Source organism: Leifsonia soli, assembly GCF_013408745.1.
Classification (GTDB): domain Bacteria; phylum Actinomycetota; class Actinomycetes; order Actinomycetales; family Microbacteriaceae; genus Leifsonia; species Leifsonia soli.
The window spans coordinates 2274411-2299398 of sequence record NZ_JACCBJ010000001.1 but is presented as its reverse complement, the minus strand read 5'-3'; the positions used below and the strand labels follow the sequence as shown (position 1 = coordinate 2299398).

Sequence of the window (24988 nt, the reverse complement as noted above, 5' to 3'; positions counted from 1 at the left end):
CGCAGCGGCCAACCCTCACCAGGACGAAGGAGACAGCGTGCTCGACCCCTCCCCGCGCTACACCGGCTATACGGCCTACGACTACCTGGAGGCCGGCAAGGACTACCGCGAGTTCCGCTACGCCAAGCAGATCAACCGGGTGCCCGAGTACGCCGGCCTCGACCTCAGCGACGCGCAGAAGGAGCGCACCACGCGCCTCCTCGCCGAGTCGACGGTCATCTCGCTGCACGACCACGTGCAGGTCTTCCCCGAAGACATGACGCAGCTCCGCGACCACATCCGCCAGGGCCGCGAACCAACCGGCTACCAGGGCCTCTCGCGCTCCGGTCTCACCGCCGTGTTCGACAACGGGATGGACGGCACCTGCTGCATCTCGAGCGACGCCGGCTGGAAGTACCAGGACGTGCTCTTCGACCTCGGCGTCCGCATGGCCGACCTGGCCCACCAGGACTTCGTCACCAAGGGCGAGACGATCAAGGACATCGAGTACGCCGCCGAGACCGGGCGGATCGCCCACATCTTCGCGCTCGAGGCGTCGACCATGATCGAGAACGAGGTCGACCGGCTCGACGTGCTGTACGGCTTCGGCGTCCGCCAGATGGGCATCGCCTACTCGGAGGCGAACACCCTCGGCTCCGGCCTCAAGGAGCGCGGCGACGGCGGGCTCACGTACTTCGGCGAGCGCGCGGTCGAGCGGATGAACAAGCTCGGCATCGCGATCGACGTCTCCCACTCGGGCGACCGGACGGCGGTGGATGCCATCAAGGCCTCCACGAAGCCCGTCTTCATCACCCACGCGGGCGCCCGCAGCGTCTGGCCGACCAACCGCATGAAGACCGACGAGACGATCGTCGAGTGCGCGAAGCGCGGCGGCGTCATCGGCATCGAGGCGGCCCCGCACACGACGCTGTCGCCGGAGCACCCGCGCCACTCCCTGGAGTCGGTGATGGACCACTTCCAGTACTGCGTCGACCTCGTCGGCCTGGAGCACGTCAGCTTCGGACCGGACACCCTGTTCGGCGACCACGTCGGACTGCACGACGCCTTCTCGTCCAACCTGTCCCTCGGGCAGGCGCACGGCCACGTCGAGTACGAGAAGGTCGAGTACGTCGACGGGATCGAGAACCCGGCCGAGGAGTTCTACAACATCATCGGCTGGCTGGTGAAGCACGACTACTCCGACGACGAGATCCGCGCCGTCGTGGGTGGCAACACTCTTCGGGTCCTGAAGGAGGTGTGGGTCTGATGCGCCCACGGAAGATCGCGGTCGCGGCGGCCACTCTCGCCGTCGCAGCCCTGACGCTCAGCGCGTGCGCGCCGAGCGCACCGCCCGCGGCGAGCACCGCCACGGCCGGCTCGGCGACGCTCACGATCGCCACGACGACCGATGTCGTCAACTACAACCCGCTCGTCGGCAACAGCCGGAGCGACTACTGGATCACCAACCTGATGTACCCGCACCTGCTGGAGATCGCGAACGACGGCTCGAAGAAGCCGCAGCTCGCCACCAAGTGGGGCTACGTCAACGACACCACCGGGTACTACGAGATCCGCGACGACATGAAGTGGAGCGACGGCCAGCCGCTGACCGCCGAGGACGTGGCGTGGACGATGAACGCGGTGAAGAAGGACAAGCCCTCCGGCACCTTCTACGGCCAGCTCGCGAACCTCGACACGGCGAAGGCCGTCTCGAAGACGCGGGTCGAGTTCACCCTGACCAAGCCGGACTCCTCGATCGTCGACGAGATCGGCTTCTGGGGCAACATCGTCCCGAAGCACGTCTTCGAGAAGGCCGAATCGGTCGCCACCTTCCCGAACGACGGCAAGGACGGCGGCTGGGTCAGCGCCGGTCCGTACAAGCTGTCGGCCGTCCAGGTGGGGCAGAGCTACACGCTCGACCGCGTCGACGACTACCCGCTGGTCGAGGGCGGAACGCCGCTCTCCGCCAAGGTCGTCTACCGGGTCTTCCCGGACGTCAACACCGAGATCCTGGCGCTGCAGAGCGGCGAGGTGGATGCGATCGCCAACGCGCTGCCCCCGGCGCAGGTCGCGAAGCTCAAGTCGACGAGCGGCATCACGGTCACCGAGGCGGTCGGCCTGGGCTACGCCCACATGACCTACAACATGAAGAACCCGGCGCTCGCGAAGCTCGAGGTGCGTCAGGCGCTCGCCCACGCGGTCGACTACGACGCGATCCGCAAGGTCGTGCTGCAGGGGCAGGCCGTCTCGACCGGGTCGAGCCCGCTGATGCCGGTGCTGAAGGACTACTACGACAAGTCGATCAAGGAGTACTCCTTCGACACCGACGAGGCGCGCTCGCTGATGGAGAAGGCGGGCTACACCGCCGGCTCCGACGGGATGTTCCCGGTGAAGTTCCGGCTGATCTACTCCCTCCAGGACAGCGTCACCTCGCAGTGGGCGACCCTCGTCAAGGACAGCGCGGCGAAGGCGGGCATCCCGATCGAGCTCCAGGGCACCGAGCGGAACACCTACCTGGCGATGACCAACAAGGGCGACTTCGACATCTACGCCGGCAACTTCGCCATCATGGACGACCCGGTGACGAACATGACGCTCGCCTACCTCCCCGGAGGCGCCATCAACTACACCTACGTCGACGACGCGAAGCTCAACGATCTGATCGCCCAGGGCGCCGCGACCACCGACAAGAAGGAGAAGGTGAAGCTGATGCGGGAGGCCGCGAAGATCGTGCGGGACAACGTGTACGACAACATCATGTACACGCAGAACCTGTACTTCGCGTCCAGCTCCAAGTGGACCGGGTTCGTCTCGAAGCCCAGCGAGCTGCTGTCCATCGTCAACCCGGTCTCGGTCGCCAGCGCGCACCCGACCGGCAAGTAACGAAAGCGAGGCCGACCCGCGTGTCCCGGTTCCTGTTCCTGCTCCCGAGGCTCGGGAGGGGTGTGCTCACGATCTGGTTCGCCGTGACCGTGACGTTCCTCCTGCTGCGTCTGCTGCCCGGAGACCCGGCGCTGGCGGTCGCCAGCCCGAACATGACCGAGGACACGCGGGCGGCCCTGCTCCAGCAGTACGGGCTCGATCAACCCCTGATCGTGCAGTACGGCATCTATCTGTGGCAGCTCGTCCAGGGAAACCTGGGGGTCTCGTTCACGCAGTCGATTCCTGTGCTCGACGTGCTGATGCAGCGACTCCCGTGGACGCTGCTGCTCACCGGCACCGCACTGGTGCTCACGGTGGCCGTCGGCATCCCGCTCGGGGTGCTGGCGGCCTCCCACCGCGGCCGCTTCCTCGACAAGGTCGTGCAGATCGTCGGGGTGACCGGGCAGTCCATCTTCGTGCCGAGCATCGGCGTCCTGCTGCTGTTCGTGTTCGGGCTGATGCTGCACTGGCTGCCGATCGGCGGAGCGTACGACCAGGACGCCTACGGGATGGCCTGGTACGGCTCGGTCGCCAGCCACCTCATCCTGCCCGCCGTCTCGCTCATGCTGGTGCAGCTCGGCTCCTACGTGCTGACCATGCGCTCCACCCTGATCGACGCGCTGGGGGAGGACTACACGACCCTCGCCCGCGCCAACGGGCTGCCGTACCGCCGCGTGCTCTGGAAGCACGCCCTGCGGAACGCCCTGCTCCCCACCACGACGCTGATCGGGCTCCAGCTCGGGTTCCTGGTCGGCGGCGCCGTGCTCACCGAGACCGTGTTCGCCTACCCGGGCATCGGCCGCGGGATCTACGAGGCGGTCACGCAGCTCGACTTCCCGGTGCTGCAGGGCGCGTTCCTGATGCTCGCCATCACCGTCGTCGTGGCGAACATGATCACCGACACCGTCTACGGATTCCTCGACCCGAGAGTGAAGAAGGCATGACCCAGGCAGCAGTCACCGAGGCCGCGGTCGGCATCGAGCCGGTCGCGCTGGAGAACGGCCGTGCGGCCGCGCAGACCTGGCGGGCGTTCCGCCGCGAGCCGCTCGGGATGCTCGCGCTCGGCGTGCTCATCCTGCTCACCATCGTCGCGATCGCGGCACCGCTCATCGCGCCCTACCCGCCGAGCTACGGCGACCCCGTGCTCGCGCCGCCGAGCGGCGCCCACTGGTTCGGAACCGACAGCCTCGGCCGGGATGTGTTCGGCGAGGTGGTCTGGGGGTCGCAGCAGAGCATCCTGGTCGCGGTGGCCGCGTCCGCGATCGCGATCGTCGTCGGGACGATCGTCGCGGTCGCGGGCGCCTACTTCCGGCGGCTGGACGGCTTCATCAGCGTCGTCGTCGACCTGACGCTCTCGCTCCCCGTCCTCCCGCTGATGATCCTGATCGCCGCGCTGGTCGGCCCGAGCACCACCACGATCATCCTCGTCGTCGCCGCCTTCTCCTGGCCGGAGGTCACCCGCCTCGTGCGGTCGCAGGCGCTGACCGTCGTGCGCCTGCCGTATGTCGACGCCGCCCGGCTGATGACCTCGTCCCCGCTCTGGATCATCGTGCGGCACGTGGTCCCGGCGGTCACCCCCGTCATCGTCGTCTCGGTCGTCGTCACCGCATCGCGCGCCGTGCTCTCGGCGGCGGGGCTCGCGTTCCTCGGGCTCGGCGACCCCAACGTCTGGTCGTGGGGACGCATCCTCTACGAGGCGCAGCAGTCGGGCGCGATGTCGTCCGCCTGGTGGCTGACTCTGTTCCCGTCCATCGCGATCCTGCTGCTCGTGCTCTCGGCGACGCTGCTGTCGATCGCCTACAACGACGCGCGCAACCCCAAGTCGCGACGTCGCTGACCGGAAGGAGACCCGTGTTCCGCACCCGCCTGACCGCCGAGGCGCTCGACCGCATCCAGGACCGCGTCCGCTCGCGGCTCGCCGCCGAGGGGCTCGACGCGCTGCTGACCGACTCGCCGGAGGACGTGGCGTATCTGACCGGCTTCTTCCACCACCCGAGCGAACGGCCCGTCGCCGTGTGGATGGACGCCGACGGCGACACCGTCCTCCTCGTCCCCGAGCTGGAGCGGGAGAACGCGGAACGCGAGTCCGCCCGGGCCGATGTCGTGTCGTTCCCCGAGTTCCCCGGTGTCGTTCCGCCGTTCCGCGCGCTCGCCGACCGGGTGGGCCGCGCCGGCCGGGTCGGATTCTCGACCGGGATGACGTGGGAGCGGCAGTCCGCCGCCTTCGCCGAGCTCGACGCGGCCGAGGCCGTTCCGACGGCGCTGGTCACGGTGGCGCGCTACGTCAAGCTGCCCGAGGAGATCGCCCTCCACGCCGAGGCCGCCCGCATCACCGACCGGATGCTCGAATCCGGCGTCGCGCTCATCCGCGAACGCGTCGCGGCCGGCGGCGAACTGCCGAGCGAGGCCGAGCTGGCCTCGCACGTCGGCGGTGTCGGCGTCGCGACGATGTACGCCGGGCACGACGACGTCGTCGTGGTGTCGCCGCTGGCGGGCGGCCTGGTCTATGCCGGAGCCAACTCGGCGTACCCGCACGGTCTGCCGTCCGGCTACCGCTTGCAGCCCGGCGACACCTTCATGCTGTCGCTCGGCTGCGCGGTCGGCGGCCGCTTCGTCGAGGGGGAGCGCACCTTCGTCCTCGGCGAGCCGACCGCCGACCAGCGCCGCTACCACGACGCCGTCCGGCTCGCGCAGGCCACCGGTGCCTCCGCCATCCGGCCCGGCCGCGAATGCCGGCAGGCGAACGCGGACTGCCTCGACGTCATCCGCGAGGCGGGACTCGGCGAGTTCCTCCGCCACCGGCAGGGGCACGGCATCGGGCTGGGGATGCACGAGCCGCCATGGCTGGAGGACGGCGACCCGACACTGCTGGAGGCGGGCATGATCGTCTCCAACGAACCGGGCATCTACATCCCCGGTCACGCCGGTTACCGCATCTCGGACTCCATGCTGGTCACGGAGGACGGCGCGAGGCCGCTGACCTCGTTCCCCCGCGACCTCGACCACTGCACCATCGATCTCTGAACCGCAGCACGACAGCACCGCCATCGAAAGGAACACCGTGACAACAGACGTCTCCCCCGAGTTCGCCGCAGCGACCACCACCGCGCAGTTCGTCGAGATCAACGGCAATCGCCTCGCCGTCGAGGTGCTCGGACCGGAGGGCGCGCCGGTGATCATCACTCACCACGGGGCGCCGGGCCTCGGCTCGCGCGCCGAGCCGCGCGCCAGCTTCGGACGCCTGGCGGACGAGTACCGCGTCGTCGTGTTCGACGCGCGGGGGTCGGGCGAGAGCGAGGGCAACGGCGAGTTCAGCCACGAGCAGTGGGCGGCCGACATCGACGCGCTGCGCGAGTGGATCGGCGCGGAGCGGATCGTCATGGCCGGCGGCTCCTACGGCGGCTTCATGTCGCTCGAGTACGCAACGCGCTACCCGGACCGCGTGCTCGCCCTGGTGCTCCGCGACACCGCCGCCGACAACTCCCACTCGGAGCTGTCGCGGAAGAACGCGCTCGCCTCCGACCGCGTGACCGTCGACATGGAGAAGTTCGACCGCATCGACGAGGGCCGCGTGCGCGACAACGACGACCTCCGCGACTGCTGGCGCGAGATCCTCCCGCTGTACGACTTCGTCTACGATCCGGAGGCCGTCGAGCGGAAGGTCGCGGCGACCCCGTACCGGTACGAAGCGCACAATTACGCCTTCTCGAAGAACCTTCCGACCTATGATCTCAAGGGGGCGCTCCCGGGGATCACCGCACCCACGCTGGTGACCGTCGGGCGGACCGACTGGATCACGCCGGTCTCGTGCTCGGAGACGATCGCGTCGCTCATCCCGGATGCGCGGCTGGCGATCTTCGAGAAATCGGGTCACTCCCCCCAGATCGAGGAGGCGGAGGCATGGACGGACACGGTGCGGGGATTCCTGCACGAAGTGGTGCCGCCGGTGCGGAGCGCGGCGTCCGAGTGAAGGCGCTCGACACCCTCGACGACCTCGACCGCCGGATCATCGTCGCGCTGCAGCACGACGGCCGCGCCAGCTGGACGGCGATCGCGGACATGGTGGGCAGCTCCTCCGCCACCGTCGCCCGCCGCGGTCAGCAGCTGGTGCAGGACGGCGTCGTGCGGATCGCCGTGGTCCCGGCGCTGGGCAGCTCCGGCCAGGTGGACACCTTCCTGGTTCGCCTGAACTGCCGTCCGGGCACGCAGCTCGAGGTCGCTGCGGCGCTCGTGGAGCACGCGGACGTCCGCTTCCTGACGCTGGTGACCGGGCAGTATGACATCATGGCCGAGGTCGTGGTGACCGGAGGCGCCGCGCACTATCCGCAGCTCATCCAGCAGCTGCAGTCCATCGCGGGCATCAAGCGCTGGCGCAGCGACCTGATCATGCACGTCCACAAGGTGCGGCACGACTGGAGCCGGCAGTTGTTCGCCGAGACGATGAAGCTGCCGCAGGAGGACGAGAAGGCGTCGCTGGTCGACGCCGAGATGTGCGAGCCGGACCACCTGGACGAGGCCGACCGCCGCATCCTCGCCGCCCTCCGGGACGACGGGCGCGTCACCTTCCAGGCCATCGGCGACCGGACGGGCATGAACGAGTCGAGCGTGCGGCGCCGCTTCGACCGCATGCGCGCGAACCACTGCCTCGACATCCTGACCCTCGTGCCCGCTGCCGCGCTCGGGATGGGCGCGGAGACGCTGCTGCTGGTGAAGGTCGCGCCGTCCCGGCTGGAGGCGGTCGCCCAGGAGCTGTCCGGTTATCCCGCCGTGCGCTACCTGGCCTCGCTGCTCGACGACAACTCCCTGTTCTGCGAGCTCATCACGCCCTCCGTGGCGGAGCTGAACCAGTTCATCTCGCACACGCTGTCGGTGCTCGACGGGGTCGAGGGATGGACGGGGGCGATGGAGCTGCTGTACCTCAAGCGCGGATTCATCGAGACGCCGTGGTGGCGGGCGCAGGTGGGCTACGCCGACGAGGCGGAGCGCCGGGAGGCGGAGCGCCTGCGGGCGTGACGCTCGCGGCTGCGTCCAGCGCGCTCGGCTCCGTCGGTGCTGCTGAAACGGAGGACATCCCGCGCGTCCGGCTCCGCGCATCCTCCGTTCGTGACGAAACGCCGCGCGTCGCCGTGGGAGTTCCTCCCTTTCCACGGCCGTCCGCGAGGTGGCGGGAAACGGAGGAGTTTCCGTCCGACACTCCGGCGGAATCCACGAAACGGAGGAGTTCCCGAGCCGATCGGACCCGGAACTCCTCCGTTTCGGGCCGAGGATGAGGCGCGTGCGGGGCGGTCACTCCCGCAGCAGGCCCCGCAGCGTCTCGATCGTGTCGGCCTCGGCGGCGTCCTTGTCGTCGCGATAGCGCTTGACCCGGGCGAAGCGCAGGGCGATGCCGCCGGGGTAGCGGCTGGAGCGCTGCACACCGTCGATCGCGATCTCGACGACAGTCGTCGGCGCGACCCACACGGTGCCGGCGGTGCGGCGCACCTCGATCTCCTGGAAGTGCTCCGTCTGCCAGGCGAGCAGCTTGTCGGTGAGGCCCTTGAAGGTCTTCCCGACCATCACGAAGCCGCCCGGCTCGCCGAACGCGCCCTCCGGATCGCGAGCGCCGAGGTGGATGTTCGACAGCAGCCCCTGCCGCCGGCCCGACCCCCACTCCACGGCGAGGACGACCAGGTCGTACGTGTGCACCGGCTTCACCTTCACCCAGCTGGAGCCGCGCCGACCCGCCGCGTAGAGGGAGTCGATCGCCTTGACGACCACGCCCTCCTGCCCGGCGGCGATGGCCTCGCGCGACACGCGTTCCGCCTCCTCGGGGTCGGCCGTGACCTCGCCGGGGATGCGGTGCTCTCCGGCAACGCGCTCCAGTTCCGCCAGGCGCGTCGAGAGCGGCTCGTCGAGCAAGTCGCGCCCATCGACGTGCAGGATGTCGAAGAACCAGGGGCGCAGCACCGTCTCCCGCAGGGCATCCGCGCCGAATCTCGACATGGTCTCCTGGAAGGGCCGGGGCGCACCGTCCTCATCCAGCGACAGCGTCTCGCCGTCGAGGATCACGTCACGGACCGGCAGCCGGCGCGCCACCTCGACCACGTCGGGCAGGCGGTGGGTGATGTCGGCCAGGTTGCGGGTGAAGACGCGCACCTCGTCCCCGTGCCGGTGCACCTGGATGCGCGCGCCGTCCAGCTTGTACTCGACCGAGGCCTCTCCGGTGGTGGCGAGGGCGTCCGCGGCGCTGGGCGCGGAGGCTGCCAGCATCGGGAGCACCGGGCGCCCCACGAGGAGGCCGACGGCGTCGAGCTCCTCCGCGGTGCCGGTGAGCGCGAGCCGCGCGGTCTCGCCCAGGTTTCCGGACAGCATCGCCGCGCGGCGCACGCTGTCGCCGGGGCGGTCGGCGGCGCGGGCGATCGCGTCGGTCAGCACGCCCTCGAGCGCGCCGGTCCGCATCTCGCCGAGGAGCACGCGGGCGATGAAGTCCTGCTCACGCGCGGTCGCCCGCGCGGTGAAGTCGCGCAGGATGCGGTTGCGCTCCCCGGCCGAACCGGATCCCGACAGGGCGGCGAGCCGGTCGAGCAGCGCATCCAGATCGTCGACGGTCAGCGAGGCCTCCGCCGCGGGTTCGCCCATCGCGCCGGCGAGCCCGCGCCAGCCGACGCCGACACGCCCCTGCCGCGCCTTGCCGACGAGGAACCCGACGGCCGGTGCGATCTCGTCCGGTTCGAGGCGGGTGAGCAGCGCCGCGAGCGCATCCACCTTCGCCAGCCGGGACCGCGTGGATGCGACGGTCTCGGCCGTCGTGACGAGCGTGTCGAGGAGCACGCCCCCATCCAACCACCCGCCTCCGACGCCGCCAGCGGGTGGGATCTAGGCTGACGACATGAACCAGGTCCACAACCTCGACGCCGCCTTCGCCCTCATCCCGGAGCCGTGGCAGCCGCACCGCCTCGCGAGCGTCAACGACTACGACGTGAAGGTCGCCCGGCTGCGCGGCGAGTTCGTCTGGCACGCGCATCCCGAGACGGACGAGCTGTTCCTCGTGATCGAGGGACGGCTCACGATCCAGCTGCGCGACGGGGATGTGGAGCTCGGCCCACGGGACGTGTTCGTGGTGCCGCGCGGCGTCGAGCACTGCCCGAAGGCCGACGAGGACGCGCTCGTCGTGATGGTGGAGCCGCAGGGCACGGTCAACACCGGGGACCGGCCCGGCGAGCGGACGGCCGAGCTGCGCGAGCTCGCCGACGAGGTCTGACCGGCCGCGGACGGAGTCGAAACACTCGCAACACCGCCGAAACGCGGGCGAAACGCGCCGCCGATAGCGTCTGGCCATGGGCGAGCTGTTCGGCGGATACACGACCGCGGCGTCCGGCAGGCGTCAGGGCGGCAGCGCCCCCTTCGACGAGATGTTCGCGGACACGGCAGCAGCCGAGGGCGGCATTCGCCCGGCCTATCGCGAGCTGTTCGCGGCCCTCGCCTCGCTCACCCAGGAGGAATTGCGGGGGCGGACGGAGGCGCTCGCCAGGTCGTACCTCGCGCAGGGCGTGACCTTCGACTTCGCCGGCGAGGAGCGCCCGTTCCCGCTGGATGCCGTCCCGCGGGTGATCGAGCAGGACGAGTGGGCCCACGTCGAGGCGGGAGTCAGGCAACGCGTCCGCACGCTCGAGGCATTCCTGAGCGACGTGTACGGCGACCAGAACGCTGTCCGTGACGGCGTCATCCCGGCGGGGCTGATCACCTCGTCGGCGCATTTCCATCGGGCGGCGGCCGGGATCTCGACGGCCAACGGCGTCCGGATCCAGGTGTCGGGCATCGACCTGATCCGTGACGAGGTCGGAGCGTGGCGCGTTCTCGAGGACAACGTCCGCATCCCGAGCGGCGTCAGCTATGTCATCTCGAACCGGCGCGTGATGGCCCAGACGCTCCCCGAGTTGTTCACCTCGATGAGGGTGCGCCCGGTCGGCGACTATCCGTATCGGCTGCTTCAGGCGCTCCGGGCGAGCGCCCCCGACGGGATGGAGAACCCGAACGTCGTCGTGCTGACTCCCGGCGTCTACAACTCCGCCTACTTCGAGCACACCCTCCTCGCCCGGCTGATGGGGGTCGAGCTGGTCGAGGGGCGCGACCTGTTCTGCTCGGGGGGTCACGTGTGGATGCGCACCACGTCGGGACCCCAGAAGGTCGACGTGATCTACCGGCGGATCGACGACGACTTCATCGATCCGCTCCAGTTCCGCGTCGACTCCGTCCTCGGCACGCCGGGCCTGATGCTGGCCGCGCGCCTCGGGAATGTGACGATCGCCAACGCCGTCGGCAACGGCGTCGCCGACGACAAGCTCGTCTACACGTACCTGCCCGACCTCATCCGCTACTACCTCGCCGAGGAGCCGGTGCTCCCCAATGTCGACACCTGGCGCCTGGAAGAACCGGAGTCGCTCGCCGAGGTGCTCGACCGGCTCGACGAGCTGGTCGTCAAGCCGGTCGACGGCTCCGGCGGCAAGGGCCTCGTGATCGGGCCGGACGCCTCCCGCGCAGAGCTCGCCGACCTCCGCGCACGTCTCGCCGCCGACCCGCGCGGGTGGATCGCTCAGCCGGTCGTGCAGTTGTCGACCATCCCCACTCTGGTCGACGACGGGATGCGTCCGCGGCACGTCGACCTCCGCCCGTTCGCGGTCAACGACGGCCGAGACATCTGGGTCCTCCCGGGAGGTCTCACCCGTGTCGCCCTCGCCGAAGGCCAGCTGGTCGTCAACAGCAGCCAGGGCGGCGGATCGAAGGACACCTGGGTGGTCGGCGCCCCGGCGACCGACGGGACGGCCGACCGTTCGGGTCAGCCGCGCCCCGGCGATGCGGCGGAGGGGGCCTCCCGGGTGGCGGGAATCGTCGCCGAGCAGGCGGCGGGGCCGGGTGTCTCCGCTCAGCACGTGCCCGACCACTCCGCGGAGGACGCGCCGCGCTCCGATCAGCAGCAGCAACAACAGCAACAGCAGCAGCAGGGCGTCCCGGAGGAGGTCGCCTCGTGCTGAGTCGCATCGCCTCCTCGCTGTTCTGGATCGGCCGCTACATCGAGCGGAGCGATGGCACGGCCCGCATCCTCGACGTTCACCTGCAACTCCTCCTCGAAGACCCGTGGATCGACGAGGACACCGCGTGCCGATCGCTCCTCAGCGTCATGGGCAGCCCAGCGCCGGAGTCCGCGATCGTCCGGGAGGACGTGCTCCGCATCCTGGCGGTCGACCGCGCGGCGCCCGCATCCATCGTCTATTCGCTCGCCTCTGCGCGCGAGAACGCCCGGCGCGCCCGCGAGATCATCTCGACCGAACTCTGGGAGTGCCTCAACACCACGACCGCACGGATGCCGCGACGGGTGACCAGCGACAAGGTGCACGAGTTCTTCAGCTGGGTGCGAGAGCGGGCGGCCCTCGCCGTCGGGCTGATGGAGTCCGGGGCGAGCCGCGACGAGGCCTGGCACTTCTTCACCCTCGGCCGCAGCCTGGAGCGGGCAGACATGACGGCACGCCTGCTCGCGACCCGGTCGCTGACCGAGGCGAGCGGGCCGAGCTGGACGACCCTCCTGCGCTCCTGCGGCGCCTACGAGGCGTACCTGCGGACGTACCGCGGAGTGCCGTCCGCGAGGAACGCGGCGGAGTTCCTCCTCCACGACAGGCTCTTCCCGCGATCGATCCTCTACTCGGTGGCGCGCGCGGTGGACAGTCTGCGCGAGATCGAGCCGAGACTCGAGCGGGTCGGGGTCTCCGATCAGGCGGCACGGATGCTCGGGCAGGTGCGCAGCGAGCTCGAGTTCCGGCCGGTGGCCGACGTGCTCGACGACCTCCCGGCCTTCATGTCCGCCATCCAGGACGCGACGAGCGCGGCGACGACGGCGGTCGCCATGCGCTACTTCCCCGAGAGCGTTGCGCCGAGCTGGACGGGGGACAGGGCGTGAAACGGCTCAGGATCGTGCATTCGACGGGCTACCGCTACGACGGCGACGTGACCGCCTCGTACAACGAGGCGCGCATGCTCCCCGTCTCCGGCTCCCGGCAGCTCGTGCTCCACTCGTCCCTCGATGTGCAGCCGGTCTCCTCCCACCACCAGTACACGGACTACTGGGGCACCAGGGTCCTGGCATTCGATGTGCTCGCCCCGCACAGCGAACTCACGATCACGGCGAGCAGTCTCGTCGAGGTGCTCGAGGCGGAGCACCCCACCTCGGCTGTCGGCTGGGAGGAGCTCGCCGCCGTCGTCCCGAGGTCCGCCGCGTGCGTCGAGCAGCTCCGTCAGACGGCGCTCACCGCTCCGCCGCCCTCCCTCGCCGAGCTCGCCGGATCCGTCGTGGCAGGCCTGGGACCCGATGTCGACGGGCCCTGCGCCGCCGCCCAGGCGATCGTCGCAGCCGTGTCGTCCGAGATGGAGTACGTGAGCGGAGTGACCGGCGTTCGAACCGCTGCCGCCGAGGCGTGGGACGCGCGGAGCGGGGTCTGCCAGGACATCGCGCACGTCGCGGTCGGGGCGCTCCGCTCGGTGGGGATCCCCGCACGCTACGTCTCGGGCTATCTGCATCCCCAGGCTGACGCCGCCGTCGGGCAGACCGTCGTCGGGGAGTCGCACGCGTGGGTGGAGTGGTTCTGCGGCGGGTGGCACGGCTACGACCCGACGAACAGCATCCCCATCGGCGACCGTCACGTGCGCGTCGGCCACGGCCGGGACTACACCGACGTCACACCCCTGCGAGGCGTCTATGCGGGCGGCAGCGGGTCAGAACTGTTCGTCTCGGTCTCCATCACTCGCGAGGCGTGAGTCTGCGCGCGACGGGCCGACATCCCGTCGCGTTCCGCGGTGACGCAGGATGCGGCGCAGCACCAGCCAGCCGAGCACCAGGCCGGCCGCGGCGTACACCACGATGTCGATGTACTCGGTGTAGCGCTCGACCAGGTGGTACTGGGTGCCGAGCGCGAACCCGGCGCCCACGAGGAGCGCGTTCCACAGCAGCGTCCCCGCGAGGGTGAACGCGGCGAACCGGCCGAACGGCATCCGCGTCGCACCCGCCGGGAGCGAGATCAGGCTCCGGACCAGCGGGACGAGCCGGCCGAAGAAGACGGCCCCGCGTCCGTGCCGGGTGAGCCAGTCGGCGGCCTTCCGGAAGTCCTCCCCCTCGACGAGGGGCAGCCGCGACAGCAGCCGGACGGCGCGCTCTTCGCCCAGCCGCCGCCCGAGGACGTAGAGGAGGGCGGCCCCTGCGAAGCTGCCCAGTGTCGCCGCGAGCAGCACCAGCACTACGTTCAGCGATCCCTGGTACGCGAGGAACCCGGCGAACGGCAGGATCACCTCGCTCGGGATCGGCGGGAACACCACCTCCGCCAGGGAGCAGAGTCCGACCCCGATCTCGCCGAGGGCGGTCATGATCCGGGCGGCGAGTCCGGCGATGCCGCCGAGCTCGGAGGGGTCGGTCTGCGTCTGCAGCGGCGACGCGCCGACGGGCAGGGCGATGAGTTGTCCTGTCATGGCGACGAGGCTACCTGCGGGGCGGTGGGAGAAGGGTGGATGCGCGGCGGCCTCCCAGCCCTGTCCGCATGTCACGCGGCCTCCCGCCGCGGACGATAGAGTGCGCGCATGATCGTCTCGCTGCGTCCGCTCGATCCGTACGGGCCGGATCGCGAGGCCCTCGTCAGCTTCTTGACGGGCAACGACTTCCCCTTCCATGTCGTGACGCGGCCCGATCGCGCGGCGGTGCTCGCTGCGATCGATGCGGGCGCGTACGGCGATGACGACCACGAGGCGTTCTGGCTCGAAGGACCGGGCGGCGAGCGGATCGGGACCGTCCGCTTGGAGGATCTGAGCGACCCGACGCCGCTGGTCGATCTCCGGATCGACGGGCGGGCACGCGGCCGGGGGCTCGGCACGCTCGCCCTGCGCGCGACGACGGACCACGTCTTCGGCACCAGGGCGGACGTGGACCGTCTTGAGGGCCAGACGAGGGAGGACAACGTCGCGATGCGGCGGGTGTTCCTCCGCTGCGGGTGGGTCAAAGAAGCGCACTACCGCGAGGCCTGGCCGGTGGCCGGTGGGCGGCCCGTCGCCTCCGTCGCCTACGCGATCCTCCGTCACGACTGGCGGGAGGGCACGACGACCCCCGTGCCCTGGGACGACGAGCCACGTCGCCGGTAGGGCACTGCTTCGGAACGTGCCCCAGCGGTCCGAAGAATGCGCGCGGAACCTCACGCGGCGCGGACGGCACCTCTCGCGGTCGTGCGGCGGCCCAGGTTCTCTCCGACGGTCCGGATGCCGACCGTGATCCACGCGACCACGAGGAGGGCGAAGAGGGCGACCGAGATCGCGCCGATCGCGACCAGGCCCGTGTGGGCGGCCAGCCCGGCGGTGCCGGTCACGCAGGTGCCCACCGGGAAGGTGAAGGACCACCAGGTCAGGGAGAACGGGAGCCCGGCCCGCGCGGTTCTGATGGTGATGGCGGCGGCCACGGCGAGCCACAGCAGGGCGAACCCGAGGGTGGAGACGCCGTAAACGACGGCGAAGTCCATCAGCGCCCGTCCCGTGGAGGGTGACACCGCGCCGCCCGCGTTCGCGGCCAGGAGGTTGACCGCGGTGATGCTCTGACCGAGGGGACCGAGCACGATCCAGAGCGTCGGGACCATGCCGCGCGGGCCGACCGCGTGGACGGCCAGCCGCTGCCAGAGCTGGACGATGATGATGAGGGATGCGAAGAGACTGAGCCCGAACAGCGCGTAGCAGCCGAAGAGCATCCCCTCTCGCGCCTGCCCGGCGGGAAGCGCCGGGAGGAGGAGCGCACCAGTGGCAGCGGAGACCATCGGGGGAACGACGGGCATGAGCCACCCCCCGAACGCCGAGTCCGCCGTGTTCTCGTGCCGGGTGAACGCCAGGTAGGGCACGATGACGGCGCTGAGCAGTCCGCCGATGGTGCCGATGGTCCAGAGCGCCGCGTCGACGGCGACAGCGGCGGGCGTACCGATGAGGTCCTTGCCGACGAGGATGGCCCCGGCGCCGACCGTGAGGAACGCCATCGGGGGTGCGCCGTAGAAGTGCGCCATGACCGGGTCGAGGTGATGGGTGCGCGCGACTGCGCGGTGGCGGGCCCAATGGACGGCGCTCGCCGTGACGAGGAACACGAGGAGGAGGGACGCCAGGAGCCACACCGCCAGGGCCGCCTGGCGGAGGCCGGGGAACTGGAGGGGGAGCACCGCCGCGGCGTTCGCGACGATCCCGGTCCCCATGACGGAGGCGAACCAGTTCGGGGTGACGTTCGAGAGGGTGAAGCGGGCCATGACGCCAGTCTGGTTTCGCGCACCCGGGTGGAGTAGCGTCACCTCATGGTGGATGCACAAGCAGCGATTGTGGGTGACATCGACATCGTCTCGCTGAAGGTGCTCTCCGCCGTCGCGGAGACCGGTTCGATCGCCGCGGCCGGGAGGGCGGCAGGCCTGACGCAGCAGGCGGCCTCGGCCAGGATGCGTCAGCTCGAAGTCCGGATCGGCCTTCCTCTGCTCCAGCGGATGGCCCGCGGGTCGACGCTGACGCCCGCGGGCGCCGTGGCCGCGGAATGGGCGGCGGAGGTCGTGGAAGCCGCAGAGCGGTTCTCCGCCGGCGTCACCGCCCTGCGCGGGCGCCACGAGCCGGTCTCCGTCGCGGCGAGCCTCACGGTGGCCGAGTATCTCCTGCCCGGCTGGCTCCTGACGAGCCGGTCCGCGGTGCCCGGGCTGCCGGCGATCTCGATCACGGCCACGAACAGCCGGCAGGTGCTCGAGCTGGTCGCGGCGGGAACGCATACCCTCGGGTTCATCGAATCCCCTCAGGACGTCGGCGCCCTCACCGCGGTTCCCGTGGCCCGGGACGAGCTCGTGGTCGTCGTCCCGCCGGCCCACCCGTGGGCGCGCAGGGCCTCCATCCCACTGTCGCAGCTCGCGCGGACGCCGCTGGTGACGCGTGAGCGCGGCTCGGGCACCCGGCTCAGCGTCGAGCAGACCCTGGAGGCGAGCGGTCATCCGCCGGCCCCACCGCTCCTCGAGCTCCCGACCACCTCGGCGGTCCGCACAGCGGTCGCCTCCGGGGCCGGTCCTGCGGTCGTGAGCATCCTGGCCGTCCGAGACGACATCGCGGCGGGACGTCTCGCCCGGGTGCGCGTCCGCGATCAGCGCTTCATCCGCGAGCTGCGGGCCGTGTACGCCGGCGCCGAGCCGCCGGCCCCTGAGCTGCGCGCGCTCCTCGACGTCGCGCGGCGCAGCCGGACGGGGTGATCACGCACGTCGGCGATGATAGGGGGAGGCGGTTCGTGCGACGGCACGACCGGACGGGCCCGGACGGGCTGAACCTCAGGGAGGACACAGTGCCACTTCGCCGGCAGGCAGAGGAGATGCGGGATCTCTACGCGAACGAGATCGCTGCGGCCGTCCACGAAGGACGGACCCCGACCGCCCACCAACTCGCGTCGTGGGCCCGCTACCGCGCCATGGCCGCCTCCGACGATCCTGCGCAGCTGATCCCGTCGTCGTCGCCGCCGGAGACCGGGCGCTCCTAGGCCGCGCGCGGGTGCCCGGCGGAATGGCGGCGGCCGGCGGGGCTCACGCCACCCGCACCAGCGTCTGCTGCCAGCCCGTTGATCCGTCCGGCGCGATCGGGGTGCGCTTCTGCTCCTGCACGCGGCCCGCCCGGTCGGTTGCGCGGACGGCGAGCGTGTGGCTGCCCGCCGTGGCATTCCAGTCGAGCGACCACTGGACCCACGTGTCGGCGTTGATCGGCGTCGAGAGCTTCGCCTGCTGCCAGTCGCCGCCGTCGATCCGCACCTCGACGCTGCGGATGCCGACCGTCTGCGCCCAGGCGACACCGGCGATCTTCGTCGGGCCGGCGGAGAGGGGCTTGTCCACGCGCGGGGTGTCGATGCGGCTGGAGAGCTTGATCGGGGCCTTCGCGCTGTAGCCGCGCGGGGTCCAGTACGCCTGGTCGGCGGCGAACGTCGTCACCTTCAGCTCGGTGAGCCACTTGGTCGCCGACACGTAGCCGTACAGACCGGGGACCACCATCCGCACCGGGAAGCCGTGCTCGAGGGGCAGCGGCTCTCCGTTCATGCCGATCGCGAGGATCGCATCGCGGCCGTCATCGGTGAGGGCGTCGAGGGGCGTGCTGGCGGTGAAGCCGTCGACGCTGCGCGACAGCACCATGTCGGCTCCCCGCCGTGGCCGGGCGAGGGCGAGGATGTCGCGCACCGGGACGCCCAGCCAGCGCGCGTTGCCCACGAGATTGCCGCCGACCTCGTTCGACACGCAGGTGAGGGTGACGCCGTACTCCGACGGGCGCATGTCGACGAGGTCCTGGAAGCTCAGTTCGACGCGCTTCTCGACCATCCCGTCGATGGTGAGACGCCAGGTCGCCGGGTCGACCGACGGGACCGTGAGGGCCGTGTCCACCCGGTAGAAGTCCGTGTTCGGGGTGAACAGCGGGCTGATCCCCGGGACGTCGAGCTCCGCCCCGGCGGGCACCGTCAGCCGGGAGGCCGGGGCCGGCAGCCGCAGCGCCGAGCGCACCGCGGCGATGGATGACGTGGCAGCGGACCCCAGGCGCGAGCCGACCCCGGCCACCAGCGCTCCCGCCGCTGCGACCGAGGTGAGCACCAGGAATCGGCGGCGGTCGACACCCGCCGCGTCCGACCCGGCGGTGTCGCCGCGCCAGGCGCGCAGCCGGCCGATCAGCAGTCGCAGCACGATGGCTCCCGCCACCGCCCCCACCGCTGACGGCAGAAAGCCGAACGGGCTGGCGCCCGCGCGCGTCAGCGTCGCGACGACGGCCGCGACGCCGGCGACCGCGAACAGGGCGACACCCACCCCGCGCCGCCACAGCTCCAGCACTCCGGCGACGGCGGCGGCGACGAACACCGCGACGCCGAGGCTCGCCAGCAGGAACAGCTTGTCGTTCGACCCGAACAGCTCGATCGCCAGCTCCTTCGCCCAACGGGGGACGATGTCGATCACGAACGAGCCGACGGCGACGATCGGGCTCGCGTCGCGCACCGTCAGCAGGGCCACCAGTTCGGCCGCCCCGAGGAACACGCCACCGCTCACCGCCCCGGCGAGTGCGGCCAGGGCGATGGTGCCGATTCTCTTCTTCGCTGACATGCCTGGAGTTCGTGGCGGAGAGGCTCCGCGGATTGCTTCCAATCCGATTCGCCGCCGGGGCCGAACCCCTGATGACCGCCCCGCGGCGGCCGCAACGATCGTCACCATCCCTCGAAGGAGAAGAACCATGCGATCCACAGCTCGTCTCGCAGCGGCAGCCATCCTGGCCGCAGCCGCCCTCACCCTCACCGCCTGTTCCTCGGGTTCGGGCAGCTCCAGCTCCGGCTCGAGCGACTCGGGCTCCATGAGCTCGTCCACCCCGTCCGCCTCGAAGATGGACCCGGCCGCCGACCTCGTCGGCCCCGGCTGCGCGGCCTACGCCAAGCAGGTCCCGTCGGGCGCCGGCTCCGTCTCCGGCATGGCCGAGGACCCGGTGGCGACCGCGGCGAGCAACAACCCGCTGCTGACGACGCTCGTCGCAGCCGTCTCAGGCAAGCTCAACCCGCAGGTCAACCTGGTCGACACCCTGAACGGCGGCGACTTCACCGTCTTCGCCCCGGTCGACGACGCGTTCAAGAAGATCGACCCCGCGACGATCGACACGCTGAAGACCGATGCCGGCACGGCCACGCTGACCTCGATCCTCACGTACCACGTGGTGCCCGGGCAGCTCTCGCCCTCCGAGATCGACGGCACCCACAAGACCGTCGAGGGCTCTGACGTGACTGTCAGCGGCTCCGGCGACTCGATGAAGGTCAACGACGCCAACGTCATCTGCGGTGGCGTCAAGACGGCCAACGCGACCGTCTACCTGATCGACTCGGTCCTGATGCCCCCGGCCAAGTAAGTCCCGGCATCAGCCCGTCCCGACGCGGCCGTGCAGCATCCCGCTGCACGGCCGCGTCGTCTGTCGTGCCCCGTGCGCTGTCAGCGGCCGCCCGATCCGTCGTCCCGCAGGAAGGCGCTGAGCGCCTGCGTCAGCCGGGTGCGGGCCGTCTCGTCGTCGATCGTGGCCGGCCGGTCGCCGGGTTGCTCGCCGTAGTCGCCGAACTGGGCGTGGTCCATGCCCGCGATCTGCACCATCCTGGCGTCGTCGGGCAGCAGCGGGCGACCGGCCGCGATCTTGGCGGGAGTGCTCAGACCGTCCCGGGTGCCTCCGATCGACAGCACCCGCAGGTCGGTGCCGCTGAGGTCGTTCGCGCAATATGAGCCGAACAGGATGAGGCCGGTCACGCCCGGCTGCTCGGCCAGCTGGCAGGCGCGCACCCCGCCGAGGGAGTGGCCGCCCACGTACCAGTCGGTTACCTGCGGGGCGTGCCGGGTGAACGTCGAGAGCGGGCGCTGGTCGAAGAACGCCAGGTTGAGTGTCGGTTTGGTGATGACGACGGTGAGGCCCGTCGCGGCGACGGCGCCGGAGAGCTTGTTCAGGTAGGCGTACGGGTCGACGAGCGCGCCGGGGACGAAGACCAGGCCGTCGCCGGAGGCCGTTCCGGTCGGCTCCATCACGACGGCGTCGCCGGCGTCATGGATGCGGACGGCCGGGTCGCGCCAGGCCATCAGGGCGGCCGAGCGCTCACCCATCATCGGCGTCGACGCCCAGGCGAGGAAGCCGATCACCACGAGGAGGACGACGCCGAGCACCGCGACGACGGCGTTCCGGACGCGGTGACGGGTTCTGCTGGACCGGCTCACGAATCCAGCGTAACCTGACCATAAGCTTGCTGACTAATCTCCAGGCAAGGGAGTTTTGATGTCCCCACGTACCCGCTGGGCCGGGCTGGTCTTCATCAGCATCGGCGTCGCGCTCATCATCGTCGACTCGACGATCGTCAACGTCGCCATCCCCTCCATCGTCGACGAACTGCATATCGGGTCGACCGGCGTCCAGTGGGTGCAGGAGTCGTACACGCTCGTGTTCGCCGCCCTCCTGCTCGTGTTCGGGACGCTGGCCGACCGGTTCGGACGCCGCCGCATGCTGCTCCTCGGCGTGACGATCTTCACGCTGGCCTCGGTGGCGGCCGCACTCTCTCCGACGGGCGCCTTCCTGATCGGGGCACGGCTGCTGCAGGGCGTCGGCGGTGCGATGGTCCTGCCGACCACCCTCTCCCTCATCAACGCGAACTTCCGCGGGAAGGAGCGCGCGATCGCCTTCGCGGTCTGGGGGTCGACCATCGGCGGCATGACGGCGCTCGGCCCGTTGCTCGGCGGCTGGCTGACGACGGCGTTCTCGTGGCGCTGGGCGTTCGGCATCAACATCCCGCTCGGGATCCTCATCGTCGTCGGCGTGCTCGCGACGGTGCCGGAGTCCCGCGACACCCGGGCGGCGCGCAGCGTGGACTGGGTGGGCGCGCTGCTCTCGGTCGTCACCTCCGCGAGCCTCGTCTTCGGGCTCATCGAGGGGCGGACCTACGGCTGGTGGCTCGTGGACACGCGACCGGAGATCGGCGACTGGCGCTGGCCGTTCGACCTCTCGCCTGTGCCGATCGCCTTCGCCGTGGCGGTCCTCGGGGGAGTGCTGTTCGTCCTGCGGGGACGCTCGCGCATCCGGGCGGGCCGCAGCACCATGCTGGCGCTCGACCTCTTCCGCATCCCCTCGTTCCGCAACGGCAACATCGCCGCGACGATCGTGTCGCTCGGCGAGTTCGGCATCATCCTGGCGCTCCCGATCTGGTTGCAGAACGTGCTCGGCTACAGCGCGCTCGACACCGGCCTCATCCTGCTCGCGCTCGCGATCGGGTCCTTCCTCGCGAGCGGCTTCGCCGGCGCGTTCGGCAACAGGATCGCCCCCGTGACGATCGTCCGCGTCGGCCTGGTCGCCGAGATCGTCGGGGTCGCCGGCCTCGGGTTCGTCATCTCGTCCACCACCCCGTGGGGTGCGCTCATCCCCTTCCTCTTCGTCTACGGCTTCGGCGTCGGGCTCGCGACCGCGCAGCTCACGGGCGTGGTGCTGCGGGATGTGCCGGTCGAGCAGAGCGGGCAGGGCTCCGGCACCACGAGCACCGCGCGCCAGATCGGCTCCGCCCTGGGCATCGCCGTGCTCGGGACCGTGCTGTTCGCCACGGCGACGGCGGTGTTCGATGCCCGGCTCGACGACCGTGGGGTTCCGGCCGCGCAGCGCGACCAGCTCGTGTCGGCGGTGGTCGACAGCTCCGGGGCCGCCATCGCCGGGCTGGAGCAGGACCCGCGGACGGCTCCCGTCGCCGCGGACGCGAAGGAGGCGTTCAGCGACGGCACGCGATGGGCGGCATTCGCCGCGGCCGGGTTCCTGGTCGTCGGCCTGCTGGCGACGGTGTCCCTGGGCGGCGGCGCCCGGCGGCCGGGCGACGGGACGGAGGCGGCCGAGGAGGATGAGGCGGCCGATGCGGAGGCACCGGCGGAGCACACCGCCGACGACATCGCCCTCATGGTGCAGCAGCTCGCGGACGCCCTGGAGGCGGACCCCGACCTGAACCGCGCCCGCGCGGTGGCCTCCCGGCTCGATCACCGCTCGCGGGCGCTGCTGACCCGGTTCTTCCGCGACCTCGCGCAGGGGTGACGCCCACTGGGGGCGACCGCGTTCAGGCGGAGGCGCTCCACTGCTCGCCGGGGCGATACGACCCGAAGCTCCACTCCCGGCCGCCGGGGTCGAGCACGCGTGCGCGGCGGCTGCCCCACTCCGTGTCCTCGGGCGGGAAGACCACCCTCGCGCCGGCGTCGACGGCGCGCGCGAACATCCCGTCGACGTCCTGGGTGACGAGGTACAGGCCGATCCCGGTGGAGACCCCGACGAGCGGGGCGACCTGGTAGGCCGCATCGTTCGATGCCACCATCACGACCGTGTCGGCCCAGCGCAGTTCGCTGTGCAGCACGAAGCCGTTCTCGCCGGACTGCAGTTGCAGGACATCGAATCCGAGCGCTTCGAGCCAGGCGATCGCAGCCGGGGCGTCGCGATAGCTGAGGGCGACCGCTGACGAGATCATGGTTCCTCCCGGCCCGGGATGCTCAGTCGTCCTGCACGGACGACGGCGGGTGCGCCTGCAGGTCGGCGCGGATGCCGTCGAGCACGGCGTGCACGGAGACGCGCTTCGCCTCGGTGTCGACGATGTTGGCGGGAACGGTGACGACCAGACCGGAGCGGTAGAACGCCCGGACGCGGAAGCCGCCCTGCCACGACGACTCGTTGCTGTTGTCGTTCTCCGTCCCGCCGGACAGCTCGAAGCGGAGCAGCCCGGCGCGGCTCTCGACGCGGGTCACGACCTGCGCTCCCGGTGTGCTGTCATCGACGACCTCGGCGGCGACGACCGTGTGATCGGTGAAGATCCCGACGCGCAGGGTGACGGTGGACAGACCCGACGCGATGGCGGCGCCCAGGTAGATGATCCGGTGATCGCCGACGGCGAGCTCCAGCTGGCGGATCAGCACAGGAAGCCAGTCGGGGTTCGCGCCGAGCAGCTCCTTCAGCCCGCGCTCGCCGTCGAGCAGCTCGCGCAGCTGGTCCTGGATCGCAGCCGTATCCGTCATGGCCCGCCTTTCGGTCGCCGCCGTGCGCGCGGTGGGGGACCGCGTGTCCATCTCAGCTTATCGCTAGCCAGGCTAGAGGAGCGACGGTCTCCTGACCTTCAGACGACCGGGGAGGCGGGGACCGACGGGGTCACCTTGTACCGGGCTCCGCGATGCGTCTCCGGCAGCCGGTCGCCCGCGCCGTGAAGCTTGTTGCGCAGCGTGCCCGGTGCGTACCCCTCCGGGTAGGCGCCGCGCTTCCGCAGCTCCGGGATGACGAACTCGACGATGTCCTCGAACGTGCCCGGCGTGATGGCGTACGCCAGGTTGAAGCCGTCGACGTCGGTCTCCTCGACCCACTCCTGCAGCTGGTCGGCGATCTCGACGGCCGACCCCACGATGAACGGCCCGAGCCCGCCGATGGCGCCGTTGCGGCCGATGTCGCGCACCGTCCACTCGCCGCCGTCCTCGTTCGGCCGCTGGAAGTTCGCCACAGCCGACTGGATGGCGTTGCTGTCGACGTTGCCGATCGGCTCGTCCAGGTCGTACTGCGACAGGTCGACGCCCATCCAGCCGGACATGAAGACGAGCGCGCCCTCGTCGCTGGTGTACTGCAGGAAGTCCTGGAACTTCGCCTGCGCCTTCTCGCTGGTCTCGTCGGTGATGATCGTCAGCAGCGTGTAGATGCGGGCGGAGTAGCGGTCGCGGCCGGCCGCCTCCAGGGCGTCGCGCAGCTTGCCGACCGTCGCCTTCAGGCCCTCCTTGGTGGAGGCGGCGACGAAGATCGCCTCCGCGTTCTCTGCGGCGAACGCGATCCCGCGCTTGGACGCTCCGGCCTGGTAGATGACCGGCGTGCGCTGCGGGCTCGGCTCGGAGAGGTGGATGCCCGGCACCGTGAAGTGCGTGCCGCGGTGGCCGATCTCGTGCACCTTCGACGGGTCGGTGAAGACGCCGGACTCCCGATCGCGGATGACCGCGTCGTCCTCCCACGACCCCTCCCACAGCTTGTAGAGCACCTCGAGGTACTCGTCGGCGTGGTCGTAGCGGTCGTCGTGCTGCAGCTGGTCGTCGTGGCCCATGTTGCGGGCGGCCGAGGGCAGGTAGCCGGTGACCACGTTCCAGCCGACGCGGCCATTGGTCAGGTGGTCGAGCGTCGACATGCGCCGGGCGAACGGGTAGGGGTGCTCGTAGGCCGTGCCCGCCGTGATGCCGAAGCCCAGGTTCTCGGTCACCAGCGCCATCGCGGAGACCAGCAGGATCGGGTCGTTCACCGGCACCTGCGCGCCGTGGCGGATGGCGGCTTCGTTGCTGCCGCCGTACACGTCGTAGGTGCCCAGCACGTCCGCGATGAAGATGCCGTCGAAGTTCCCGCGCTCCAGCAGCTTCGCGAGCTCGGTCCAATAGGTGAGGTCCTTGTAGCGCCACGCCTGGTCCTCGGGATGCCGCCACATGCCGGACGACTGGTGGGCGACGCAGTTCATGTCGAACGCGTTGAAGCGGATCTGCCTGGTCATGGGTCCAGGATGAGCGAACCGCGCCGG

General features: G+C 70.7%; 24 protein-coding genes. 16 read left to right on the top strand and 8 right to left on the bottom strand.

What is annotated here, in order from left to right; genetic code table 11:
* The first annotated feature begins 37 nt into the window (after positions 1-37).
* From BJ963_RS11135 to BJ963_RS11105, 7 genes are read left to right on the top strand one after another with little or no spacing between them, the layout of a single operon-like run.
* Complete coding sequence (locus BJ963_RS11135; RefSeq protein ID WP_179456620.1) at positions 38-1246, top strand: membrane dipeptidase; 1209 nt, start codon at positions 38-40, stop codon at positions 1244-1246.
* Entirely contained in the window at positions 1246-2862 is a 1617-nt protein-coding gene (locus BJ963_RS11130; RefSeq protein ID WP_179456618.1) for an ABC transporter substrate-binding protein, read from the top strand. The genes BJ963_RS11135 and BJ963_RS11130 overlap by 1 nt, the downstream gene beginning before the upstream one ends.
* Positions 2863-2882: 20 nt before the next feature.
* Positions 2883-3845 (top strand): ABC transporter permease, encoded by a 963-nt coding sequence (locus BJ963_RS11125; RefSeq protein WP_018192260.1) that lies wholly within the window; start codon positions 2883-2885, stop codon positions 3843-3845.
* Positions 3842-4738 carry an ABC transporter permease gene (locus BJ963_RS11120; protein ID WP_179456616.1) on the top strand — a complete coding sequence of 299 codons (897 nt, stop codon included), beginning with the start codon at positions 3842-3844 and terminating at the stop codon, positions 4736-4738. Before BJ963_RS11125 ends, BJ963_RS11120 begins: the two co-directional genes overlap by 4 nt.
* Positions 4739-4752: 14 nt before the next feature.
* Positions 4753-5925, top strand: a complete 1173-nt coding sequence (locus BJ963_RS11115) for a M24 family metallopeptidase (protein WP_179456614.1) — start codon at positions 4753-4755, stop codon at positions 5923-5925.
* Positions 5926-5962: 37 nt separating this feature from the next.
* Positions 5963-6871, top strand: a complete 909-nt coding sequence (locus tag BJ963_RS11110; protein WP_179456612.1) for an alpha/beta fold hydrolase — start codon at positions 5963-5965, stop codon at positions 6869-6871.
* Positions 6802-7914, top strand: coding sequence for an Lrp/AsnC family transcriptional regulator (locus tag BJ963_RS11105; RefSeq protein ID WP_246298035.1), 1113 nt, complete (start codon positions 6802-6804; stop codon positions 7912-7914). The genes BJ963_RS11110 and BJ963_RS11105 overlap by 70 nt, the downstream gene beginning before the upstream one ends.
* 273 nt (positions 7915-8187) lie before the next feature.
* Here the strand turns inward: BJ963_RS11105 and BJ963_RS11100 are convergent, their stop codons facing one another.
* Positions 8188-9711 carry an ATP-dependent DNA ligase gene (locus BJ963_RS11100; RefSeq protein ID WP_179456610.1) on the bottom strand — a complete coding sequence of 508 codons (1524 nt, stop codon included), beginning with the start codon at positions 9709-9711 and terminating at the stop codon, positions 8188-8190.
* A gap of 58 nt (positions 9712-9769) precedes the next feature.
* On the opposite strand from BJ963_RS11100, the gene BJ963_RS11095 reads away from it, so the two are divergent.
* From BJ963_RS11095 to BJ963_RS11080, 4 genes are all read left to right on the top strand, one after another.
* A complete protein-coding gene (locus tag BJ963_RS11095; RefSeq protein WP_179456609.1) occupies positions 9770-10141 on the top strand; it encodes a cupin domain-containing protein in 372 nt (123 codons plus the stop codon).
* Between the two features lie 76 nt (positions 10142-10217).
* Positions 10218-11912 (top strand): circularly permuted type 2 ATP-grasp protein, encoded by a 1695-nt coding sequence (locus BJ963_RS11090; RefSeq protein ID WP_179456607.1) that lies wholly within the window; start codon positions 10218-10220, stop codon positions 11910-11912.
* Positions 11906-12832, top strand: a complete 927-nt coding sequence (locus BJ963_RS11085; RefSeq protein ID WP_018192252.1) for an alpha-E domain-containing protein — start codon at positions 11906-11908, stop codon at positions 12830-12832. Before BJ963_RS11090 ends, BJ963_RS11085 begins: the two co-directional genes overlap by 7 nt.
* A complete protein-coding gene (locus tag BJ963_RS11080) occupies positions 12829-13686 on the top strand; it encodes a transglutaminase N-terminal domain-containing protein (RefSeq protein WP_179456605.1) in 858 nt (285 codons plus the stop codon). Before BJ963_RS11085 ends, BJ963_RS11080 begins: the two co-directional genes overlap by 4 nt.
* Here BJ963_RS11080 and BJ963_RS11075 read toward each other — a convergent pair.
* Positions 13645-14391 (bottom strand): DedA family protein, encoded by a 747-nt coding sequence (locus tag BJ963_RS11075; protein ID WP_246298034.1) that lies wholly within the window; start codon positions 14389-14391, stop codon positions 13645-13647. The two genes, BJ963_RS11080 and BJ963_RS11075, sit on opposite strands and share 42 nt — an antisense overlap.
* A 108-nt stretch (positions 14392-14499) precedes the next feature.
* Between BJ963_RS11075 and BJ963_RS11070 the strand changes: the two genes are divergently transcribed.
* Positions 14500-15054, top strand: coding sequence for a GNAT family N-acetyltransferase (locus tag BJ963_RS11070; protein WP_179456603.1), 555 nt, complete (start codon positions 14500-14502; stop codon positions 15052-15054).
* Positions 15055-15104: 50 nt separating this feature from the next.
* On the opposite strand, the gene BJ963_RS11065 is transcribed toward BJ963_RS11070, so the two are convergent.
* A complete protein-coding gene (locus tag BJ963_RS11065) occupies positions 15105-16187 on the bottom strand; it encodes a TDT family transporter (RefSeq protein WP_179456601.1) in 1083 nt (360 codons plus the stop codon).
* A 69-nt stretch (positions 16188-16256) separates the two neighbouring features.
* Between BJ963_RS11065 and BJ963_RS11060 the strand changes: the two genes are divergently transcribed.
* Together BJ963_RS11060 and BJ963_RS11055 are read left to right on the top strand one after the other, a co-directional pair.
* Entirely contained in the window at positions 16257-17156 is a 900-nt protein-coding gene (locus BJ963_RS11060; protein WP_343037262.1) for a LysR family transcriptional regulator, read from the top strand.
* 89 nt (positions 17157-17245) lie between these two features.
* Positions 17246-17437 (top strand): hypothetical protein, encoded by a 192-nt coding sequence (locus BJ963_RS11055; RefSeq protein WP_179456597.1) that lies wholly within the window; start codon positions 17246-17248, stop codon positions 17435-17437.
* Between the two features lie 43 nt (positions 17438-17480).
* On the opposite strand, the gene BJ963_RS11050 is transcribed toward BJ963_RS11055, so the two are convergent.
* Positions 17481-19028: a molybdopterin-dependent oxidoreductase gene (locus BJ963_RS11050; protein WP_179456595.1), complete on the bottom strand. Its 1548-nt coding sequence runs from the start codon at positions 19026-19028 to the stop codon at positions 17481-17483.
* A gap of 127 nt (positions 19029-19155) precedes the next feature.
* Between BJ963_RS11050 and BJ963_RS11045 the strand changes: the two genes are divergently transcribed.
* Complete coding sequence (locus tag BJ963_RS11045; protein WP_179456593.1) at positions 19156-19815, top strand: fasciclin domain-containing protein; 660 nt, start codon at positions 19156-19158, stop codon at positions 19813-19815.
* An 80-nt stretch (positions 19816-19895) separates the two neighbouring features.
* Here BJ963_RS11045 and BJ963_RS11040 read toward each other — a convergent pair whose 3' ends face one another.
* Complete coding sequence (locus BJ963_RS11040) at positions 19896-20660, bottom strand: alpha/beta hydrolase (RefSeq protein ID WP_179456591.1); 765 nt, start codon at positions 20658-20660, stop codon at positions 19896-19898.
* A 58-nt stretch (positions 20661-20718) separates the two neighbouring features.
* On the opposite strand from BJ963_RS11040, the gene BJ963_RS11035 reads away from it, so the two are divergent.
* On the top strand, positions 20719-22503 hold the full coding sequence (locus BJ963_RS11035; protein WP_179456589.1) for a DHA2 family efflux MFS transporter permease subunit: 1785 nt from the start codon (positions 20719-20721) through the stop codon (positions 22501-22503).
* Between the two features lie 22 nt (positions 22504-22525).
* Here BJ963_RS11035 and BJ963_RS11030 read toward each other — a convergent pair whose 3' ends face one another.
* From BJ963_RS11030 to BJ963_RS11020, 3 genes are all read right to left on the bottom strand, one after another.
* Positions 22526-22927, bottom strand: coding sequence for a VOC family protein (locus BJ963_RS11030; RefSeq protein ID WP_179456587.1), 402 nt, complete (start codon positions 22925-22927; stop codon positions 22526-22528).
* Between the two features lie 22 nt (positions 22928-22949).
* The gene (locus BJ963_RS11025) at positions 22950-23468 is read right to left on the bottom strand and encodes a hypothetical protein (RefSeq protein ID WP_089908056.1); all 519 of its coding nucleotides are present in this window, start codon (positions 23466-23468) and stop codon (positions 22950-22952) included.
* Between the two features lie 98 nt (positions 23469-23566).
* Positions 23567-24961, bottom strand: a complete 1395-nt coding sequence (locus BJ963_RS11020) for an LLM class flavin-dependent oxidoreductase (RefSeq protein ID WP_179456585.1) — start codon at positions 24959-24961, stop codon at positions 23567-23569.
* Positions 24962-24988 lie beyond the last annotated feature (27 nt).

What these genes read in the sequence shown, in the direction of transcription:
- BJ963_RS11130 (WP_179456618.1), top strand. Translation starts at nt 1,246, where the DNA reads ATGCGCCCACGGAAGATCGCGGTCGCGGCGGCCACTCTCGCCGTCGCA.
- BJ963_RS11120 (WP_179456616.1), top strand. Translation starts at nt 3,842, where the DNA reads ATGACCCAGGCAGCAGTCACCGAGGCCGCGGTCGGCATCGAGCCGGTC.
- BJ963_RS11105 (WP_246298035.1), top strand. Translation starts at nt 6,802, where the DNA reads ATGGACGGACACGGTGCGGGGATTCCTGCACGAAGTGGTGCCGCCGGT.
- BJ963_RS11095 (WP_179456609.1), top strand. Translation starts at nt 9,770, where the DNA reads ATGAACCAGGTCCACAACCTCGACGCCGCCTTCGCCCTCATCCCGGAG.
- BJ963_RS11090 (WP_179456607.1), top strand. Translation starts at nt 10,218, where the DNA reads ATGGGCGAGCTGTTCGGCGGATACACGACCGCGGCGTCCGGCAGGCGT.
- BJ963_RS11075 (WP_246298034.1), bottom strand. Translation starts at nt 14,391, where the DNA reads ATGACAGGACAACTCATCGCCCTGCCCGTCGGCGCGTCGCCGCTGCAG.
- BJ963_RS11070 (WP_179456603.1), top strand. Translation starts at nt 14,500, where the DNA reads ATGATCGTCTCGCTGCGTCCGCTCGATCCGTACGGGCCGGATCGCGAG.
- BJ963_RS11065 (WP_179456601.1), bottom strand. Translation starts at nt 16,187, where the DNA reads ATGGCCCGCTTCACCCTCTCGAACGTCACCCCGAACTGGTTCGCCTCC.
- BJ963_RS11050 (WP_179456595.1), bottom strand. Translation starts at nt 19,028, where the DNA reads ATGTCAGCGAAGAAGAGAATCGGCACCATCGCCCTGGCCGCACTCGCC.
- BJ963_RS11045 (WP_179456593.1), top strand. Translation starts at nt 19,156, where the DNA reads ATGCGATCCACAGCTCGTCTCGCAGCGGCAGCCATCCTGGCCGCAGCC.
- BJ963_RS11035 (WP_179456589.1), top strand. Translation starts at nt 20,719, where the DNA reads ATGTCCCCACGTACCCGCTGGGCCGGGCTGGTCTTCATCAGCATCGGC.
- BJ963_RS11030 (WP_179456587.1), bottom strand. Translation starts at nt 22,927, where the DNA reads ATGATCTCGTCAGCGGTCGCCCTCAGCTATCGCGACGCCCCGGCTGCG.
- BJ963_RS11025 (WP_089908056.1), bottom strand. Translation starts at nt 23,468, where the DNA reads ATGACGGATACGGCTGCGATCCAGGACCAGCTGCGCGAGCTGCTCGAC.
- BJ963_RS11020 (WP_179456585.1), bottom strand. Translation starts at nt 24,961, where the DNA reads ATGACCAGGCAGATCCGCTTCAACGCGTTCGACATGAACTGCGTCGCC.